General features: G+C 53.7%; 16 protein-coding genes. 9 read left to right on the top strand and 7 right to left on the bottom strand.

Annotation, left to right across the window (positions count from 1 at the left end):
• The first annotated feature begins 21 nt into the window (after positions 1-21).
• The gene (locus tag CVV30_11970; protein PKL68053.1) at positions 22-291 is read left to right on the top strand and encodes a photosystem reaction center subunit H; all 270 of its coding nucleotides are present in this window, start codon (positions 22-24) and stop codon (positions 289-291) included.
• Positions 292-356: 65 nt separating this feature from the next.
• Entirely contained in the window at positions 357-1088 is a 732-nt protein-coding gene (locus CVV30_11965) for a tRNA 5'-guanylyltransferase (protein PKL68052.1), read from the top strand.
• A 468-nt stretch (positions 1089-1556) separates the two neighbouring features.
• Here CVV30_11965 and CVV30_11960 read toward each other — a convergent pair whose 3' ends face one another.
• Positions 1557-4736: an isoleucine--tRNA ligase gene (locus tag CVV30_11960; GenBank protein ID PKL68051.1), complete on the bottom strand. Its 3180-nt coding sequence runs from the start codon at positions 4734-4736 to the stop codon at positions 1557-1559.
• A 192-nt stretch (positions 4737-4928) separates the two neighbouring features.
• Here CVV30_11960 and CVV30_11955 point away from each other — a divergent pair, with 192 nt between their 5' ends.
• The 5 genes from CVV30_11955 (at position 4929) to CVV30_11935 (ending at position 9617) form a co-directional block, all read left to right on the top strand.
• Positions 4929-6365, top strand: coding sequence for an aldehyde dehydrogenase (locus tag CVV30_11955; GenBank protein ID PKL68050.1), 1437 nt, complete (start codon positions 4929-4931; stop codon positions 6363-6365).
• A 101-nt stretch (positions 6366-6466) separates the two neighbouring features.
• On the top strand, positions 6467-7783 hold the full coding sequence (locus CVV30_11950) for a D-tyrosyl-tRNA(Tyr) deacylase (protein PKL68049.1): 1317 nt from the start codon (positions 6467-6469) through the stop codon (positions 7781-7783).
• Entirely contained in the window at positions 7780-8871 is a 1092-nt protein-coding gene (gene ftsZ / locus CVV30_11945) for a cell division protein FtsZ (protein PKL68048.1), read from the top strand. Before CVV30_11950 ends, ftsZ begins: the two co-directional genes overlap by 4 nt.
• 6 nt (positions 8872-8877) lie before the next feature.
• Positions 8878-9087, top strand: a complete 210-nt coding sequence (locus tag CVV30_11940) for a protein translocase SEC61 complex subunit gamma (protein ID PKL68047.1) — start codon at positions 8878-8880, stop codon at positions 9085-9087.
• An 11-nt stretch (positions 9088-9098) separates the two neighbouring features.
• On the top strand, positions 9099-9617 hold the full coding sequence (locus tag CVV30_11935; GenBank protein PKL68046.1) for a transcription elongation factor Spt5: 519 nt from the start codon (positions 9099-9101) through the stop codon (positions 9615-9617).
• A 411-nt stretch (positions 9618-10028) separates the two neighbouring features.
• Here CVV30_11935 and CVV30_11930 read toward each other — a convergent pair whose 3' ends face one another.
• From CVV30_11930 to CVV30_11915, 4 genes are all read right to left on the bottom strand, one after another.
• Positions 10029-10337, bottom strand: a complete 309-nt coding sequence (locus CVV30_11930; GenBank protein ID PKL68045.1) for an antibiotic biosynthesis monooxygenase — start codon at positions 10335-10337, stop codon at positions 10029-10031.
• Positions 10338-10405: 68 nt separating this feature from the next.
• Positions 10406-11146, bottom strand: coding sequence for an aquaporin (locus CVV30_11925; protein PKL68044.1), 741 nt, complete (start codon positions 11144-11146; stop codon positions 10406-10408).
• A gap of 3 nt (positions 11147-11149) precedes the next feature.
• Positions 11150-11359, bottom strand: a complete 210-nt coding sequence (locus CVV30_11920) for a hypothetical protein (GenBank protein PKL68144.1) — start codon at positions 11357-11359, stop codon at positions 11150-11152.
• A gap of 31 nt (positions 11360-11390) precedes the next feature.
• Positions 11391-12890, bottom strand: a complete 1500-nt coding sequence (locus CVV30_11915; protein PKL68043.1) for a DUF2193 domain-containing protein — start codon at positions 12888-12890, stop codon at positions 11391-11393.
• 265 nt (positions 12891-13155) lie between these two features.
• On the opposite strand from CVV30_11915, the gene CVV30_11910 reads away from it, so the two are divergent.
• Positions 13156-13602, top strand: coding sequence for a hypothetical protein (locus CVV30_11910; protein ID PKL68042.1), 447 nt, complete (start codon positions 13156-13158; stop codon positions 13600-13602).
• 35 nt (positions 13603-13637) lie between these two features.
• Positions 13638-14228, top strand: coding sequence for a hypothetical protein (locus tag CVV30_11905; protein PKL68041.1), 591 nt, complete (start codon positions 13638-13640; stop codon positions 14226-14228).
• A gap of 171 nt (positions 14229-14399) precedes the next feature.
• On the opposite strand, the gene CVV30_11900 is transcribed toward CVV30_11905, so the two are convergent.
• On the bottom strand, positions 14400-17915 hold the full coding sequence (locus CVV30_11900) for a hypothetical protein (GenBank protein ID PKL68040.1): 3516 nt from the start codon (positions 17913-17915) through the stop codon (positions 14400-14402).
• A 179-nt stretch (positions 17916-18094) separates the two neighbouring features.
• A complete protein-coding gene (locus CVV30_11895; protein ID PKL68039.1) occupies positions 18095-20248 on the bottom strand; it encodes a hypothetical protein in 2154 nt (717 codons plus the stop codon).
• Positions 20249-20397: the final 149 nt, after the last annotated feature.

Raw genomic sequence — 20397 nt, 5'->3', positions numbered from 1 at the left:
TATATACTCTCTCTGATAACGATGGAAAGCCAGATTACCGATTTGTTCGGACTCCAGATCTACACCGATAAAGGCATGTTTGTCGGCGAAGTCGAGGATGTTGTCATCGATGTTGACAGCAAGAAAATTGAAGGTGTCGTGGTTGGCAAGGTCAACGACCAGCTCTTCGAGCTGAAGAACTACAAGGGACTCAAGATCCCGTACCGCATCATCAGTGCTATTGATGACATTGTCCTGATCCGTCATCTGCCGGGTGCATTCTCCTCCGGCTCAGGCAACGGCGAAGAGTAACAACGCACAAAAACTGCGGGAACAACCCGCACACCATATTTTATCTCATCCTGTATGGTCTCTCCATGGAAAACCGTGAACTTTTTTCAAATCTTACGACGATTCCCCCCATTTTCGTACGGCTTGACGGGCGATCATTCCACCGGCTGACCGAAACGCTCGGTCTTGAAAAACCATTTGACGAGTTTTTCAATACTTCGATGTGCATGGTCTGCAGTTCCCTCCTGTCGGAGAGCGGTCTGAATCCTGATTTCGCGTTCACATTCTCCGATGAGATCAGCCTGTATTTCACCCAGCTCCCGTTCAATGGCCGGGTGGAGAAGATCGATTCGGTGGCGGCATCGTTTGCCGCAAGTTCACTTACGCTCGCACTGGGGGGAACTACGCTGCTCTCTTTCGATGCCCGGGTAATCCCAGCAACACCGGCATTTGCCCTGGAATATCTTGCCAACCGGCAGAACGAGGCATGGCGCAACCACATAAACGGCTACTGCCAGCAGGTGCTGATCGAAGAAGGGATGAACGGGAAGAAAGCCGCAGAACATCTCAAGGGCCTTCCCTCAAAAGAACTCCACGAGATGATGCACGTGCGGGGATTCAATCTCGCCATGACGCCGGCCTGGCAGCGCCGTGGCGTGCTGGTGTACAAGAAGCTCACCGAGAAAGAGGGGTTCAACCCGATTACCGAAGAGACCGTTGTTGTGGAGCGGAGTGCAGTCACGGTGGACAAGGACCTTCCGCTGTTCACGAGCGATGAAGGAAAAGTGTTTCTGGAAAAATTAATTGGATCCCTGTGAGCAGGGTTCTGTTTTCTGTTATTCCCCTGAAGAATTGCGGCAGGTTTTCTCATATTTTTAAGATTCCTGTGGCTGTTTCGAGGCACTGATATTGTACCTGATTCTCACTTCCACACATTTCACGGCCGGGACAACCAATCCCCGGTTCAATGCACTCGGTAAAAAGCCAGGTCCGTGCAATCAATCGTGTTAAGGCGATTATCTCTCTTAAAATATAAATCCAGCCAGAATGCTTTGATATATCAAAACAGAAATCCATAAATACCATTATAGTACACTAGAAAATATCGCCTTAAAGGAGGTGATGTTTTGTTTGACTGGGCAATATTCCTGAAAATCATCATTGCAGTCCTCCAGGCCATTTTACAGAATCTGCCACCCATGTAACCGGGCGGGTCTGGACTTTTAAAACAAATTTCCTCATTTTCGGCAAGATGAAATTATTTAAAAAAAAGTGAAAAAAAGATTTTATGCTGTTTTCGAAATGCCAATCGTCATCGCAACGCCTTCGACATCCCAGTCTTTGACCATCTCGTAGGTTTTTGCCGCTGCACCGGTATTATGAATTGCAAGTTCCCGTGCCCGCACTTCTTCCATAATTCCCGTACGCCATGAATCCTGTATCAGGGCACAGATTCGTTCATCTGCAACAGCGGCATCGGCAACGATGAAATCCTCGACTGCGAGATCGAGCTGCTTGCGCATCTCGTTTATCCTGCGGATCACTTCTCGGGCATAGCCTTCTGCCTCCAGTTCAGGAGTCAACTGAATGTCGACATATACCGTGGCATCCGGCATCGGCGCCGAGAACACTTCGGGTGGGAGCAGTTCGGTAAAGGTCACGTGATCGGCACCGATAGCAAAGACGGCAGCCCCTTCTCCAAGGTTCACCGTTCGCCCGGCACTGATCTCTGCCTTGAGCAGGTTGCCATCTGCTCCCTCGATGAGTGTTTTTACGGCAAAGGAATCTTTCCCGAAACCTTTTCCGAGTGCCTTCATGACCGGTTCTGCTTTCCAGCCGATACGCTCCCACCTGCCCGCTACAACGCGGACGGTCTTGGCATTGGCCCGGTCCTTGCAGACCGCGTTGAGACGCTTGCCGATCGCATCCTTGACCGGTTCGGAATCCGTGACTACGACCACTTCAGCCACCGGCCAGCGGAGTTTGCGCTTGCCGGCCTGGCGGGCATTCGCAGATGCTTCATCAAATGAACGGACGATCCCGACTGCCTCTTCGAGCGCGATGTCAACCAGTGCGGGTTCGCCTTTGTTCCAGTCGAGCAGGTGCACGCTCACGGGATCGTTTGCGCACCGCAGGTTCTGGTAAATCTCTTCGGTGATATGCGGGCAGACCGGGGCGAGAAGGCCGATGAGTCGGCGCAAGACATAGTAGATCGTCTCGTAGGCAAAGTGCTTGCTCTCGGATTCGCCTTCGAGCCACATCCGTTCGCGGACGAGCTGGACATACCAGCGCGAGAGATCTTCTAAGATGAAGTTGATCAGTTCCCGGGTAGCCCGGTGGAGCTGGCACTCCTTGATCGCGGCATCGACCGTGGCAGCCACCGAGTTGATCCGGGAGATGATGAAACGGTCTTCGTCGGCCATCTGCCGGAGGTGTGAGCGGATATAGGCATCGTCCCAGACCCCGCCGGTGTTTACCGGTTCGAATTTGTCGAGGATCATGTACGGTACCGGGAAGCGGTACACATTCCAGAGGATGTTGGCCGTACGATTGACCGTGCCGACACCATCCCAGTTGAACTTGAGGTCATCCCACGGTGCGGAAGAGGAGAGGATGTAAAGCCTGAGTACATCCACGCCCACTTTTGCAATCACTTCTTCAGGAGTGACTACATTGCCGAGGCTTTTTGACATCTTCTTTCCCTCGGCATCGAGGGCAAACCCGTGCATGCAGACGCTCTTGTAGGGCGCTTTGCCAAACGCAATTGTGCTGGCACCGAGCTGGGAATAGAACCAGCCCCGGGTCTGGTCCTGGCCTTCGGTTATGAAATCAGCAGGCCAGAGGTTCTCGAAGTCCTGCGTTTTTCCGGGGAACCCGACCGTAGCCCACGAAGCCACGGCAGAATCGAACCAGACATCGAAGATATCCTCGACCCGTTTCATCGTACCGCCGCAGGTGCACGGGATCGTGACATCATCCACATACGGACGGTGCGGATCTGCAAGTGGTTTCCCGCTGCGTTCCTCGAGTTCCGCGATGGTGCCGATGACGCGGTAGGCATCGCATTTCGGGCAGACCCAGACCGGGATCGGGATACCCCAGTAACGCTGGCGCGAGATACACCAGTCGCGGGCATCCTTGATCCAGTCGTAGAAGCGTGCACTGCCGGCCCATTCGGGATACCAGGTGACCTTCTCGACTTCCTTAAGCATCAGTTCCCGCATCTCGGAGATCTTTAAGAACCACTGCGAGGTGGCCCGGAAGATGATCGGGGTCTTGCAGCGCCAGCAGTGACCGTAGCGGTGGGTGATAATCTCCTTTGCAAACAGGTGATCCCCAAGAGCCACCAGCACGTTCTCGTTGGAATCCCGGACGAACTGGCCGGCAAAGATCCCGGCTTCTTCTTTAAATTTCCCGGCACCATCCACCGGGCAGACAATGGCAAGCCCCTCTTTTGTGCCGAGCACGAAGTCGTCCCAGCCATGCCCGGGCGCGATATGCACCATGCCGGTATTTTCCAGTTCAACAAAATCTGCGGCAAGGACTTTGTGGGCGATCTCGCACTGGAGCGGTACGCAGGAGGCGAGCGGGGATTCATATTCCCATCCCACGAGTTCGGCGCCCTTCTTTGTCTCAACAATGGAGTAATCTTTGCAGCGCCCCTTCTTGAGCACCGCCTTTACAAGAGGCTCTGCAATCCAGAGAAGCGTCTCTTTCTCGTCTTTTTTGGCGAGCACTTTTGCGTACAGGAAATCCTTTGAAATCGCTACGGCAACATTGGCCGGCAGGGTCCACGGGGTTGTTGTCCAGATGACAAGGAATTCATTTGGCTTTCCTTTGAGGGGGAACTTGACGAAAACCGAGGGGTCGTTCTCGTCTGCGTATTCCACTTCAGCGTCAGCGATTGCCGTCTCGCACCGGGGGCACCAGTTCACAACCCGGTACCCGCGTTCGAGCATGCCCTTGTCTTCTGCCTTCGCAAGTGTCCACCATGCCGCTTCAATGTATTCGGGCATGACGGTCTTGTACGCTCCGGGGAAATCGAGCCAGACCCCGAGATTGGCGAACTGGTCGTCCATTAAGAGTTTGTTCTTGATCGCAAACTCCCGGCACTGCTCGATGAACTTCTGGATACCGTACTTCTCGATATCCTTTTTGGACTTGAAGCCGAGCGCCTGCTCGACTTTCACTTCAATGGGCAGGCCGTGCATATCGTAGCCGGCCCGGTCGATCACGTGGCGGCCGTTCATCCGGTGGTAGCGCAGAATAGAGTCTTTTAAGATCTTGTTCCATGCCGTGCCGAGATGGATGGTGCCCGTGGTGTAGGGCGGACCGTCCACAAAGAAGAACGGTTTGCCCTGACTGCGATGCTGTTTTACGGTTGCGTACGTATCGTTGGTGCGCCAGTTTTCCTGTATGGCGCTTTCTATAACTTTTGCATTGAAGTTAGCTGCGACTTCCTTCACAAAACCCCTCTTGTATTAAGTATCGGACGCTTTCGATTCGCGTGCGTGAAGGAATGTTGGATTCCCTGCACAAAGTAATTATCGTGCACCACTCCCGCGAGTGTTGTAAAAGAACTCTTTATGGATGTCGTATAATGCAGTACAAAGGAAATGTGCAGGCATAGGCATGCACACCGGTCACGGGAGTGAAACCTGATGGAGACATACCCTATAATTCTCGGCGGCGTAAAGAAGCAGACCGATGAGATCGTCAGCGTGCGGTTCCCCTTTACGGGCGAAGCGTACGCGCAGGTCTGCCAGGCAAGTTCGTTGGATCTCAAAGTGGCAGTTACCGAGGCAGTAAAGGGTTTTGAAACCACGAAGAAACTCTCGTCCGGCACCCGGTCACAGATCCTTACAAGGCTTGCGGACGAGATTCACACGCGGGCAGACGAACTCGCCGAAGTCCTTGTCATGGAAGGGGGCAAGACCCGGAAGTTTGCCCTAAGCGAGGTTGCCCGGGCGGAAGTTACGGTCAGGACCTCGGCTGAGGAAGCCAAGCGGATCTATGGCGAGATCATCCCGCTGGACTGGAGCGATGATACGGCGGGGCGCACCGGTTTTCTCCAGCGCTTCCCGCTCGGCCCGGTAGTTGGCATCGTGCCGTTTAACTTCCCGCTCAACCTCGCGTGCCACAAACTGGCGCCGGCAATTGCAGCGGGCAACTCGATCATTCTCAAACCCGCGTCATCCACCCCGGTCTCCAGCCTGCTGCTGGGCGAGATGGCGATTGCCGCGGGCATGCCACCGGCAGCGATTAGCGTAGTGCCCTGTGCCGGCGGGCGTGCTGAACAGCTGGCCCGCGACCCCCGGGTTGCGTACCTTTCATTCACCGGTAGCTGCACGGTCGGCTGGCACCTGCGGGAGATCGCCGGCAGGACCAAGGTCGGGCTTGAACTCGGCGGGAATGCTGCGGTGATCGTGCACGAGGATGCGAACCTCGACTATGCGGCCCAGCGGATTGCCACCGGGGGGTTCATCAATGCCGGGCAGGTCTGCATCTCGGTGCAGCGGGTGCTCATCCATCGCCCGGTGTACGAACGAGCCGCAGAAAAGATCCTTGCCGCGGTCAAAGCTCTCAACGTGGGAGACCCGCGGGACCCGGCAACGGATGTCGGTCCTATGATCGACCGGTTAAAGGCAGAGGATGCGTACCGGAAAGTGCAGGAAGCCGTTAAGCAGGGCGCACGGATCCTGACCGGTGGCACGCTGGAAGAGACGATGTTTGCCCCTACCGTACTGGTGGATACGACCTCCGCGATGCGGGTGAATAAAGAGGAAGTATTTGCGCCGGTCATCTCCCTTATCCCGTACGATGATTTCCCCGAAGCACTCCGGATAGCAAACGCGGGCGAATACGGATTGCAGGTGGGTATCTTCACCCAGAATATCAACCGGGCAATGCAGGCATTTGCTGATATGGATACCGGCGGCGTGATCGTGAACGATATCCCGACCTTCCGGGTCGACCAGATGCCGTATGGCGGGGCGAAGGGCTCGGGGCTTGGCCGGGAAGGACCCCGGTACGCGATCGAAGAGATGAGCGAGCTCCGGTTGATGGTGATCAACCGGAACGGTGGAACAGAGTAAGGTTTTGCCCTGCCTTTCCCGGGTCTCCCGTTTTCCCGGTAGAATGGTTGCCAGAACAGCACCATGAACCTTATGGGCTCTGCCCGCCCTATATACCCTTAATGAAAGTCGCGCTCGTCAACTCCCGGCAGGACAAGGCGGGAGTGAATATCCGGCACCATATCGAGCAGCTGCTGGCCGCCGATCCTGACGGACGATGGCAGGAACGGGGGCGGACGTACGAATTTTTTGAGACAGAAGATCGGTTGATCCATACCGAAGATGTGGATGAACGGATTAACGCCGACCTTGTGATATTTTTGTCACGGCATTCGAGTGTCAACCCGGTCCCGGTCCTCACCGTTCATGTCACCGGAAATTACGGTGCAGCCGAGCTCGGGGGGTCCGCCCGGACACTCGCTCCTGCCGCACCGGCAATGATGCAGGCAACCCTGCGGGCGCTCGCAAAACATTGTCCGGAAGGCTACCGGGTATCTTATGAAGTAACGCATCATGGTCCCACGGCCCTGCACCACCCCTCGTTCTTTGTCGAGATCGGGAGCACCGAGAAGGAATGGACCGATCCTGTCGCCGGCAGGGCAGTGGCCGAAGCCGTGCTGGACGCAGTCCCGATCAATGCAGTCCCGCTTATCGGGTTCGGAGGAACGCATTATGCAGTCCGCCAGACCGAGATTGCTCTCACCTCCCGCGGGGCATTCGGGCATATCGCCCATACCCGGGAGATCGCCGGGCTCGATGCTGACATGATCCGCAGTATGCAGGCACAGAGCGGGGCTGTTGCTGCCTATATCGACCGCAAAGCGCTTGACCGTACTGTTTTTGAGAGTCTTTCAGGATTGCTGGACCAGCTGGCCATCCCCCGGCTCTCGGAAAGCGAGATCTCAGCGATAGGCCCTCTCTCGTGGAATACCTACCAGGCAGTGCGGGCAATGGCAGAGGCGGTATCCCCGGGTGCCCGGTGCTATATCCATGCACTGCGGGGGGAGGGAGAACTCAGCCTGATCCGGGCAAATCCCGTTTTACTGGCTGAAACAGCCAAATCGGACGAGCCGGGGCTGATAAAAGATCTCGATAATCTGCCGGTCGTTCACTTATCCACGCGTGATAATCGCCTGCTTCCTGAATTTATCACGTATAATGAACATTTGCCTGAAATAATAAATGATTTAAATACCTTGTGCGTAAAAATCATACGTAATAAAGAGATCACTGTAACAGAGAGCGATCACCTGATCATAACTAAGGTACGGTTCGACCCTGAAAAAGCGCGTAACCTCGGGGTACCGCCCGGACCTGCCTACAAAAAACTGGCTGCAGGCCAGTCCATAGAGATCAATGGTCAGGAAATCACACCAGCCATGGTGTCTCTGCGCAGTGAGACCGACATCCACATCCCGGGGTTGGAGAAGTTTTCATGAGGTCCATTGTAGAAGAGGCACTAACTAAGGCGAGAGATGAAACCGTCACTCCCTCGCAGAATAATGAAGACCTCGACCAGATTCTGGCCGAGATGAAGACCGAGATCACTGTGATTGGCTGCGGAGGCGGCGGATCGAATACGATCTCCCGCATGATGGAAGAGGGTATCCACGGTGCAAAACTTATCGCTATCAACACCGATGCCCAGCACCTGATCCGCACGCATGCCGACCAGCGTATCCTTGTCGGCAGGCAGCGGACCCGGGGTCTTGGCGCCGGCTCCATACCCCAGATCGGTGAGGAAGCGGCCCTCGAAAACGAGCAGGAGATCCGGGCGGTAGTATCAGGCTGTGACATGGTTTTTATCACGGTCGGTCTCGGTGGCGGTACTGGTACCGGTGTTGCTCCCGTTGTGGCAAAGGCTGCCCGGGAAGAAGGCGCTCTCACGATCGCGGTCGTAACCCTGCCGTTCGCTGCGGAAGGTGCCATCCGCATGGAGAACGCAGAGGCGGGCCTTGAGCGCCTGAGGGATGTGGCAGACACGGTCATTGTTGTGCCTAATGACCGGCTGCTCGAAGTCGTGCCCAAACTCCCGCTCTCCGCAGCGTTCAAGATAGCTGACGAAGTCCTGATGCGTGCGGTCAAGGGCATTACCGAACTTATCACGATGCCCGGTCTCGTCAACCTCGACTTTGCCGATGTGCGCACGGTCATGGAACGCGGTGGCGTTGCCATGATCGGTATGGGTGAGAGTGACAGCGAGGACAAGGCGGCAGACTCGGTCAAGAAAGCAATCCGATCCCCGCTGCTCGATGTGGATATATCCGGAGCAACCGCTGCGCTTGTCAATGTGGTGGGCGGTCCGGACATGACCATGGAAGAAGCCGAAGGCGTGGTGCAGGAAGTCTACAGCCGCGTCGACCCGAATGCCCGGATCATCTGGGGTGCGCAGATCGACCCCACCATGCAGTGCAAGATGCGGACCCTGCTTGTGGTCACGGGCGTACGGTCGCCACAAATATATGGTCGGAGCGAGAAACTTACCCCCAAAGTACAGAAACAGTTTGAGATCGATTTTCTCAAGTGAGCCAATATGGAAATTTCAAAACCTGATTTCAAAACAGACGTGCTACATGAGGAATTATTCCGTAAGTACCTCAGGGTCTTAAAACTCGCGCGCACTCCAACACGGGAAGAATTTGGAAAGATTGCAACGGTCGCTGCCGCTGGTGTGCTCCTCATCGGGCTGATCGGGTTTATCATCTACGTATTATTCGAACACCAGAAACTGCTCGGATTCTGATCCTGATGACTATGACTCCCCAGGCTCCCCCCGCAGCGCCATTGGTTCCCGCCGCCCCGGAAGTCTTTGTCAACCGGATCTTTGCGATAAAGACCACCTCCAAGCAGGAGCGGACGGTAGCGGATAATATCTTAAAAGCGATTGACACCAAGGCAACCGATGTCCTGGTGACTGCGATCATTGTACCCAATGAACTGCAGGGCTACGTACTCATCGAAACGCCGGAGAAGATGAACCGTATCGAACAGCTCGTGGAGCTGATTGCCCACGCGCGTACGGTCATCAAAGGCGAGACAAGCCTTGCAGAAGTAGGACATTTCCTGATCCCCAAACCGGTTGTTGCCGGTATTGATGAAGGCACGATTGTCGAGCTGATTGCCGGACCGTTCAAAGGCGAAAAGGCAGTTGTCAAGCGGGTTGATTCCGCGAAAGAAGAGATCACGGTCGAGCTCTACGAGAGCGTGGTCCCAATCCCAATTACGGTTCGCGGTGACAATGTCCGTGTGGTCGAGAAATTCTCGGACCGATAATTTTTCTTATTTTTTTTGCTGGAACTGACAGACCGTACAGGTTCCTGAGCGGGTCAGTCTGGAATTTTATTCGGAATTACGAAAACGGAAAATGATTATTTAAGCGATGGCTCCCCGCCTCAGGGCCTCTCCGAGACACGGCGGGGCAAAGCGGTTTTATTCAACGTCTTTGATTAATTATCGTTCGTATCTTTCATATCGCGACAGGGCGCCAGAAATTTTCTGTAAATCCGGAAAAAAGAAAAATCGAAACGGGGGTCAAGGGGGTGCACCCCTTGGGATGCCTCCCCCTCTGGGGGAGAGAGGGGGTCACCCTCATAACTACCACAGAAAATTTCTGGACAACCGGGAAAAATAGAATTTTTCTAATTTTTTTTAATTACTGTTTAGCAAAAGGATCAAACATACCGGTTATTCCAGCACCACGCTCTTGCTCCCCGATACCTCATACACGGTCAACTCGGTCGGCGCAGCCATCCACCCAGCACATTTCGCAAAATGGTCCTGCATGTGCGTGGTGGCGAGATGCACATCCAGATGTTTCTGGCTTTCCCACTCTTCACAGAAAATGAACAACCCTTCTTCAAAGACGTTCGCATGGAGTTCGTACCGATGGCATCCCGGCTCCGCACGGACAAGGGGGATAATCCGTTCAACCTGAAGAGCAAAATCCTCGCAATGATTGATATAAACCCGACACCTGGCTGCGACAAGTAACATAGGTATTATTTGGATTGTATCAGGAAAAAGTACCTGATTTTCTTATAAAAAAAGATAATCGGCCGGATTCATTCCGCTGTAATCCGGTCATAGAAAACCGCTGCGAGCACAGCGCCGATGATCGGCCCGATGATGTAGATGGGGAAGAATACCCAGAGGTTCGGGCCGCCGAGCAGGAAGTCCATCACATACGGTCCGAAAGTACGGGCCGTGTTGAGGGATGCACCGGAAATGTTACCGGCCATCGTGATCATCCCGGCCACGGTCAGGCCGATGATGAGCCCGGCAAATCCCGTGGGGGCACGGTTGTCCACCGCAACTCCCATGATCACGAGCATCAGCACGAAGGTTGCGATTACTTCTACAAGGATCGCCTGCCCATACCCGATACCCGGAAACGGTGCCGTTGCCCCGAGACCCCCGATCGTGACCGCATCCATTCCCACGGTGAGGAAGAAGAGCAGGCTGCCGATCGCTGCACCAATGCACTGGGCGATGATGTAGGCAACCGCGTCACCGGTCGGGAACCGCTTCGTTGCCCAGAGCGCAATGGTCACTGCCGGGTTGATGTGTGCCCCGGATACCCTGCCAAGCGCGTAAATAACGGCAGTGATAACGATACCGAACGTGATCCCGATGGCAAACCAGTCACCAAGCCCGCCAAGCTGGCCGATCCCGATGTTGAACGATGTTGCCGGTTTTGTGCCGTGCGCAAGCATCAGGGTGATCGCCGCGGCACCGGCACCAAAGTACACGAGGAGCAGCGTCCCGACACCTTCTGCAATGCTGCGGTTGGCGAGCGAAGCCATTGCTCAACCCTCCCCGTACGCAGCATTGCAGTCCGGGCAGAGCATCCGGGGCATCTTTTTTGGCAGTTTGTGGGATGGGATGGGATAACTTCCCTCCCAGACATCCACTTCTTTTCTGATCGTATGTTTCATGCAGGTTCCCATACCGCAGGCAACACAGACTGCCACGGCATCACTGTCTTTGCCCTCTTTGGCGCAAACGTAGCACTTCATGATTTTCATCCTGTCTGTCCCGGTACCGGGATCAGACCGCATCCTTCCACTGGCAGGAGCAGTGCCGGAAATCCATCAGGGCGGCCGAGGCACAATCCTTGCAGATTCGTGCAGGAGCTGCCGGTACATCCTTGCTCAGTGCGATGATGTTGGTCATCAGCGTTGCCGTGACCGGCTCGCTTGTTAAGAGACACGGGTAATCGGAGAGCCGCATCATGGCGGAGAACCGCACGGTCATCGCACAGGCAGGGTAGGCATACCGCTGCGGGTTGGCGATGACGTCGTTTTTCAGGATTGGGGAAAGGTTGATTTCGAACCCGGCAACTTTTGGTTTTACCAGATCGGGTCCGTTGGCCTGCATTCTCCTTGCCTTGTCCACCATCTTCCAGCCCCGGTAGATCATGTCCATGAAATCGCAGTTGTGGAGTTCGATGGCCGCACTCCGCTTCGGGTAGAGCTGGACATAGTTGTGGTAGCGTTTGGTTAACATGTCCACGACCATGATCGCGTTGAACCCGTCGAGTTCGAGGATATATTCCGCTGCGCTTGCGGATGCACCGGTTGCAACCGACAGCACCTCATTCATGGTCTTCATCTTCGGTGCTGCTGCGTGCAGGGTCTTGTCCATCACTTCGGTCACGGACTCGATAACGGCCATGATCACATCATCCTTGCACATGTTGTACGTGGACTGGGAGATGTGGTGCGCGATATCCCCGACACAGTACGCCGGTATAGTCACGATGTTGCCGTAGTGGACCCCCTCATCCAGCGATGCCTTGACGGCCCCCTGCATCTTTACGCGGTAGTCCTTCATGTACTTCCGGCAGTCGAACGAGGACTGGCCAACGCTGTCCATGAGTTTTGCCTGTGCATCCACCGGTGTGTCGTAGATGGACTGGATCATGGAGATTTCCTGCTTCACCGCGTCAGCGAGAGTAGCCCCGCCTTCTACTGCGTGAGCAAAGACGTCCCCGAAACCATATGAGGTGTTCATTCCCCATGACTTTGCAGCGAGAATCGCCTGTTTATGGGCAACCGGGATATCCGTTGTTTTGAGGATCTGGTTAACGATATTGCTGCTGCTGCCCGGGATCAGGGCAAAGTCCACGACACAGGTCGGGCCGTAGAACCCCGCGTACCGGCGGGCTGACTCTTTGCCGATCATGGCTTCAGCCTTGCCGATGGCTTTGATGAATGCGTCTACACTCTTGCGGAACTTCGGGTCCGCATCGTAGAGCATCTCTAAGATGACCGGCGTCTGGTAGTGCTCGACAAAGGGATCGTCTTCAGGACGTATGGTGTTGGTCAGGCCTTTTAAGATCGTATAGTGGGCATTGACCGAATCGGTGTGCAGGGCAAAGACTGCCTTGCTCTGGCCCCCGATGGCTTTCATGCCCTTGACCGCGTCTACATACACTTTGGTGTCGTCAATGACGAATTTCTCACCGCGTTTCTTTTTGATCTGGTTCACGTCGGCGTGCTGGGCTGCCATCGCTTCGGTGATCATTTTCTTAATGATTTCCTGCATAGTGCTGCAACTCCCGGCACCGGCATCAGGCAGGGTGCCTACAGGCAACCTTTAGCGCAACCCTATATTAATACATTGAGGCGCTCCAATCCGGATTTTTGCAGTGCGGGAAAAACAAGTTTCCTGTTCCCGGCAGATAATCTGCCAGGCATTTTCCGGATGGAAACCAAAATCCCCGGGCATGCAAAAAGTCCTCTGGCCGCAATAAAAATAAAGCCGTCATCACCGCGAAATTTTTATAATGTCAACACTCTAACATTGACACATGCTTCTGCCCACGAATGAAAAGCAGTTCGGGTTCTGGAAGATGCGGCGCAGCGGCACTCCCAATATCACGATTGCCAACCTGCTGGGCATCTCCCGGCAGGCAGTGTCCAAGGCGCTCCTTGTCATGGACGATAAGATCGAGGCAGCACTCCGGGAGATGGCAAACGCAAACCAGATTGCGATTGAGAAGATCAATGCGGAGCAGGGGATCCTGCTTGGCCGCTCGGTTCCTTTCCAGACTCCCGCCATCATCTTTGTATCCGATAAACACGGGATGCAGGTCTGGTACGAGCATAACGGCGACTGCGGCACGTGCCAGCGGTATACTGAATGCATCGAGCTGCTCTGGGATTATGCAACCGAACTTAACATCCGGATCGAAAAGACCGCTGACCCGACAAAAATGGCAGAAGAATTGTTTATGAAAGTGAAGGCGATAGTTTGACAATTACACGCATATCAGAAATTGTTCACAAGTGGATGGGCTGGTGCCCGAATGCACATATGACCCGGGTAACGAGTAACGAAAGTGCCGCGCTCAGCTTCAGTGCGGGAAATCCTTCGCAAAAAAGCCCCGGGCCCTCCGGAGCCGATGGATCAGGAAAGCCCCTGGACAGAATGTACGAGCACACCCAGAAGGGATTGGTCATCATCGGGTTGGTAACTGCTGCTATCATTCTCATTCTTGCAACAACGTACCTCTTCGGGATTGTCTGGGTTGAGGTTGCTGTGCTCGGCATCATGATTATTGTACTTGCGATCACCTCCACGCTGACTGCAACCGTGACTGATGAAACCCTTCGGATCCGGTTCGGGCCGGTCGGGCTCATCCGGAAGAGCTGGCCCGTGGCAGAAATTGCCTCGGTCACCGCGGTTACCAATCCCTGGTACTATGGATGGGGTATCCGCCTGACCCCTCACGGCACGCTCTACAATGTATCGGGGTACGGGGCCGTGGAAGTCCGGCTGTTCTCCGGAAAGAGCTTCAGGATCGGCACCGATGAACCAGAAGTTCTTCGCAGGGCCATAGAAGATGCCCGGGCAAAGAAGAAGCCTGCACTGCCTTACTAAAAAGGGAAAATTCTTTCATCCCTTTGTTATTCAGCAATGATACAAAAACCGGGCTGAGGCCCGAATCCCCGCCTCGGCACGCGGGGTCTTTTACCCATCCCGCCCGGTCCTCACATCGGTTGAAATCACTGAGCTGAGCAGAGGATATACGGGAACCGGATAAGCACGGGGTTACCGGGCTGTGGTCCGGTAATGCCCCTCCGGTACTGTGATCTCAAACCGTGCTCCTTTTCCCGGCTTTCCCGTCTCCTCGATGGTCATGCCGGTGATATCGAGAATTTCCCGGGAGATGCTCAGGCCAAACCCGGTGTTCTTCCCGAATCCCCGGTCGAATATCTTCTCTTTTTCACTCTTGGTCACACCATCGCCATCGTCTTCGCAAATAATGACCCGGTTCCCGTTGCGTACCTCAAAAGAGAAGTGTATTTTCGTGATCTTGCCGCCGTGACGGATCGCATTGTCCACCAGGTTGAAAAAAACCCTGGCAATAAGTGGATCGGCTAAGACTTCCGTATTGGCAGGGAGATCATTTTTGAGCGTGATTTTTCCCGTCTTTACGTCCTTTCCCGCGTTATCCGCCAGTTTCCGGATATCATGCCACTCTGGAGCACGTACCCCGATCTGCTCGTATTCTTTGGTGAACCGGATCATGGCAGAGATCTGGTCGCTTGCTTCAGTGATCCGGGTGAAATAGTCTTCGAACGAGGGATCGGGCATTTTTGCGTGCAGCAGTTCGACAAACCCGTTGAGTCCCTGGAGCTGGTTATTGATATCGTGGCGGGTGATGCTCGAGAGAAGGTTGAGCTGCTTATTTGCCCGCAGCATCGCAACCTCCATGTTTTTCCGGGAGCTGATATCCCGCATCGAGATGAGTATGGCGGGCGAATCCTGGAACAGGATCCGTTTCCCGATAGCCTCAATCCAGATCTGCCGCCCGCTGGCCGAAATGACCTGGTAATTCACCGGGTAACTATCGATCCCCTGTGCAACCTGGCTGAAGTCATGGAGGATCCGGGATTTATCCTCCGGGGCGATAAACTCCAGCACGTTTCTCTTCTTAATTCCCTGCTCGATATCCGGCACATCCACAATCCGGCCCGCCGCCTGGTTTGCAAAGAGAAGATTTCCGGTAAAGTCCGTGATCAGGATACCGTCAAGCGAGTGCTCGACCAGCGCCCGGAACTTCTCCTCGCTCTCCCGGAGCGTCTGCTCTTTCTTACTGAGTTCATCGAAATTCTGCCGGAGTTCTTCATCAGCACCTGCAAGTTCTTCATACGCGGCACGAAGTTCCTCATTCTTTTGCAGCAGTTCTTCTTCAACCCGTTTCAGCTTGGAAATTTCTGCGGCCATGGTCATGATGGCTGACCGGTTGTTGATGGTGATTGGGATGGTGGAGAACTGGACGTGAACGCCGATCTCGCCTTTCCCCCTGAGAACCATCGGCACATTTTCGAGTTTTCCTGACAGCAACAGGTGCCCGCTGAGCTTCCCAAAGTCCAGCAGGGAGAGCAGTCCCAGCTCGACAGGACTTTTTCCGAGTACTTCTGCCTCCACGTACCCGCTGCTTTTTAAAAATGCTGCATTGACCTCAATAAATTTTCCATCCGGAATACTGTTGATCGAGATGGGATACGGGCTGTTGTCGAAAATGGTCCGGAACTTCGCCTCGTTTTCCCTGAGCGCCTCATCCGTTTTCCTGCGCTGGGTAATATCGCGGATGGAGAGGAGCATGGCCGGCAGGCCCCTGAATGAGATTTTTTTGCCTATGCACTCAACCCACCGCTCATCTTTATTAAATGTGATAATTTTGTACGTTACTTCGAAGCTGTCGATCCCGCGGGAAACCTTGAGAAAATCAGCAACTGCGTTCAGCCGCATTCCCGGCGAGACTATATCCAGCACATTGAATGTTTCTGTTATCCGCTTGTCAGTGGGATAATCGACAATGTCCCAGGCCTTGTTGTTTGCAAACTGAAGCATCCCGGTAAAATTCACAATGATAATGCCCTCGCCCGATTGTTCCACCATTGCACGGAATGTCTCTTCACTCTCCCTGAGTGCTTCTTCTGCCTTCACGCGCCCGGAAACATCGCGCAGGATACCGGATAATGCAACCATGGATCCTGATGAATCAAGAACCGGCGCACCGTTATCTTCCATCCAGTGAAGATTCCCGGCTTTATCGCGGATCCGTATTGTTGTCACCATTGACTTCCCGGTCGATACGGTCTTTTTAAAATCTGCCACTACCTTTGTCACATCTTCTTTTGCAATAAATTCTGTAAAATTCCGGGAGATTACCTCTTCCGGTGTATAGCCGTACCGGGTGATACGGGGGCTGATATGAGTGATCATCCCCATCATATCGATCATATAGATGACATCATCAGTAATTTCGGTAAGGAGGCGGTATTTTTCTTCACTTTCGCGAAGTGCCTGCTCTTTCTGGCTGATCATTTCATAATTATGCCGGAGCTCTTCTTCTGTTGCCGTGAGTTCTTCAAAAGCAGCATTGAGATCCTCGTTCTTCCGGAGCAGTTCCTGTTCTGCTTCTTTGAGATCGGTGATATCCCTGCCAACCGACTGGTATTCGACAAGTGTGCCTGCCTCATCGAAAATGGCCCGGTTGCTCCACTGGTGCCACCGTTTCCGCCCGTCCTCCAGGATCACGCGGTTCGATGTGGTGCCAACCGGATGTTCCCGCGTCAGTAAGGCAATATTTGCAGCAACACCGGCCCGGTCTTCCTCCGGAATGTTTGTGATGTACAATTTCCCGATAATCTCATCGCGTTTTTTGTTGAAATACCGGCAGTAGGCATCGTTGACAAAGACGAACGTCCCATCCGGCCGGAACCGGCAGATGAATTCGGTCTGGTCTTCGACCACATTCCGGTACCTGGCCTCGCTCTCTTTTAAGGCGGCATCCAGTTCTTTTCGTTCGGTAACATCCTTGAATATCCCGCGGGTATACTCCGGCCGCCCTTCCACCATCTTGCAGTTCGCTATACCCTCGACATACACCTTCTTCCCGGCGCGGTCCTTAAATGTCGCATCGATGATTCCAACGTTCTCTCCGGAAATCACGCGCTGGAATGTCTCCATGCAGTGTTTCAGGCTCTCCTTGTGGATGATATCGAATATGGTGAGCTTCTGGAGATCCTGTTCCTGGTAACCGAGCGTGTCTAACCATTTTTTGTTGACGAACAGGAAATGGCCATCCGGTGTAACACTCTGGATCAGGTCATTTGCATTCTGGAGATCGTGGTAGCGCTGCTCCTGCTCCTCGAGCGTTGTGAGAGTCCGCTTCATCACAACGGATTGCCGGATAACATGGGTGAGTTCCTGGTAGAGGACTACGGGATCGCCTCCCTTCTGGAGATAAAAATCCGCCCCGTTGTTCAAGGCCTCGATCACTACTTCTTCCCGGCCCCGCCCGGTAAAAATGATAAAAGGAGTGGTTTTATCGGTAGCCCGGACTCTCTTGAGAAATTCGATGCCATTCATTTCCGGCATCAGGTAGTCAGAAACTATCGCATCATAGCTTTTTTTATTGAGGATCTCGAGTGCTGCACGGGCTGACAGGGCAGTGTCAACAGAGAATTCCCCGCTCTGCTCAAGGAACTCTTTTCCCATCTCAAGCAGGACGGCTTCATCATCAACGCAGAGGACCCGGATCCTGTCTGCCATGATACAACCATGTCTGCCGTAATGAATATCCTTTTCGCTATTGTTATTGTGCACAGCATAGCAAACCGCTTTTTTTATGCCGTGTGTCCGGGTGATCGCGATGCCTCTTTCCGATACAAAAAACCCGGACCCGTGGCTCTCCAGCGCTGCCGGTGCAACCTTTTTAACCCTGTTTCAGGTTAATGAGGTGTGAACCTGTACGCCCCTTTCGGAATATGAATCTCGAACCGGGCGCCCGCACCGGGTTCTCCGGTCTCTTTTATGGTGATGCCGGTTATCGAGAGAATCTCCCGCGACAGGAACAGGCCAAGACCGGTGTGTTTCCCGAATCCTTTTGAGAAGAGTTTGATCTTGTCCTCAACGGAAATGCCAACACCGTTGTCGCGATACGTAACGATCGCCCCTTCCGGGGTTTCTTTAACGGAAAGCACAAGGGTGGTCACGCGTTCTCCATGGCGCAGGGAATTTTCAATCAGGTTGTAGAAAACTTTCGCAATCAGGGGATCTGCATGCACTTCGAGATCGGACACCTGCACATCCGTCACGATCCCCCGCAGCGGGAGTTGCGATGCAGCAGACTGGAATATTGCCGCTGCGTTATGCCACTGCGGTGCCTGAACCCCGATGTCCTCATAATACCGGGTGAATTCGATCTGCTCCTGTATCGCATCAGCCGACACAATTCCTTTTCTTATATATTCGCCCTGTACCGGATCCTGTTCACGTTCCTGTATGAGTTCAAGATAGGTGCGAAGACCCATGAGCTGGTTGAGGATATCATGGCGGGTAATTGAAGAGAGCATGTTGAGCTTTCTGAGTGCCTGCTGCAGTGCCAGTTCGATCTTTTTCCGTTCAGTGATATCCCTGATGATGCCGACAATGAATTCCTCCCCCGCAGAATCGATGTAGAGGGTTTTTTTGGTACTGACCATATGGGTGTTTTCTTGAGAGTCAGTTATGCTCTCCTCATTCTCATTTACATAACCCGTACGGAAGACCTCTTCATCATTCTCATGGAATACATCGGCCTCTTCTTTTCTGAAAAAATCGTAATCCGATTTTCCCAGCAGGTCCTCGCGGGCGTATCCGGTAAACTGGCAGAAACTGTCATTCAATTTGACAAAGTTGTGCCTGCGATCCTTGATGAACAGGGGATCTGCCAGGGTATTGATCACCGCGTCCAGGTACCTGTTGGATTCCTGTATTGCACGCTGGATCTTTTTCTGGCGCGTGACATCCCGCAATGATTCGATCGCACCGGTGACCTCCCCATTCTTATCCATGAGAGGCGTTGCGCTGATCCAGAGCGAGAAACGGGTGCCATCCACGCGGGTAATCTCCTTCTCGGTCTTGACGGTATTTGCTTCGAAGCGGACTTGTGGATACGCGGCTTTAATCCCTTCTATGTCACGATGCAGGATATAATCGATGAGGATTGGACCGGGATCTCCTAAAATCCATGCCGTGTACGAATGTTTCCCGCTGCCGAGGATATCCGGTGCCGGAATCCCGCTCATCCGCTCCATGGCCCGGTTCCATGCAATAACATTACCCGCTTTGTCGATCACAAACGTCGCGTCCGGAAGGACATCGATGATCGCAGCAAGGCGCCGGCTGGTTTCGCGGTGGGCATCTTCTACGAGCCTGCGTTCCGTGACATCTCTCCCAACAATCTGGAGCCCTGCAAACGATCCATCCATCATAACCGGAGTCCCGAGATATTCTATCGAAACATATCCCCCGTCTTTTTTCCGGGTCCGTGTCGTGAAATTTACCGGTGTTCCTTTCGCAAGATCCGCAAATGCTGTAGGGAACAGATCCAGGTCATCCGGGTGGAAAAAATCATCAGGATGTTTACCGGTAATTTCAACAGGATTCATTCCCAGGATTTTTCCAAACGAAGGAGAGACATAAGTTGCTTTTCCTTCCCTGTCCGTAAGGAAAATTATGTCGGAACTCCGTTCGGCTACGCCCCGGAATTTCAGCTCGCTTTCCCGCAGGCGGGTTGTCAGGAACGAGACAACGGCAGCAATCAGGATAAACATGATGATCCTTCCGCTGGCTGATAACAGTTGCCCGGGGATGACAGGATCGATGAAAAATACCATGCTGCAATAGGCCACTGAAATGACAACCGAGAAGAAGACTCCCCGGCGGGGAAAGAAGTAAGCCGTGAGAATAATCGGTACGTAAAAGAGGTGCGGGAGAACATTGGTAATCCCGAATATGAGCCCATAACCGTTCAGGACCAGGACGATGACTGAGATAGTGGCAATAAGTCCGGCAAGTATAAGCGGCCTTTTTTGCAATTTGGTGAGAAAGGAATGTTCCATACCGGCAGACACCTGATTTAGTACGAAGTGATTGTTCTTGGGATGCGGGTAATAATAATACTTCTCGCGGTTAAAATGCTCGTGAACCGGGTGTGCCGGTCCGACTGCCCTGATGTAGCCTTACGTTGTGTTGGGCCGGGCCCGGAAAA

The sequence above is a fragment of the Methanomicrobiales archaeon HGW-Methanomicrobiales-1 genome (genome assembly GCA_002839675.1).
Classification (GTDB): domain Archaea; phylum Halobacteriota; class Methanomicrobia; order Methanomicrobiales; family Methanospirillaceae; genus Methanoregula.
The sequence above is the reverse complement of the archived record's forward strand: the minus strand, read 5'-3'. Positions and strand labels throughout refer to the sequence as shown.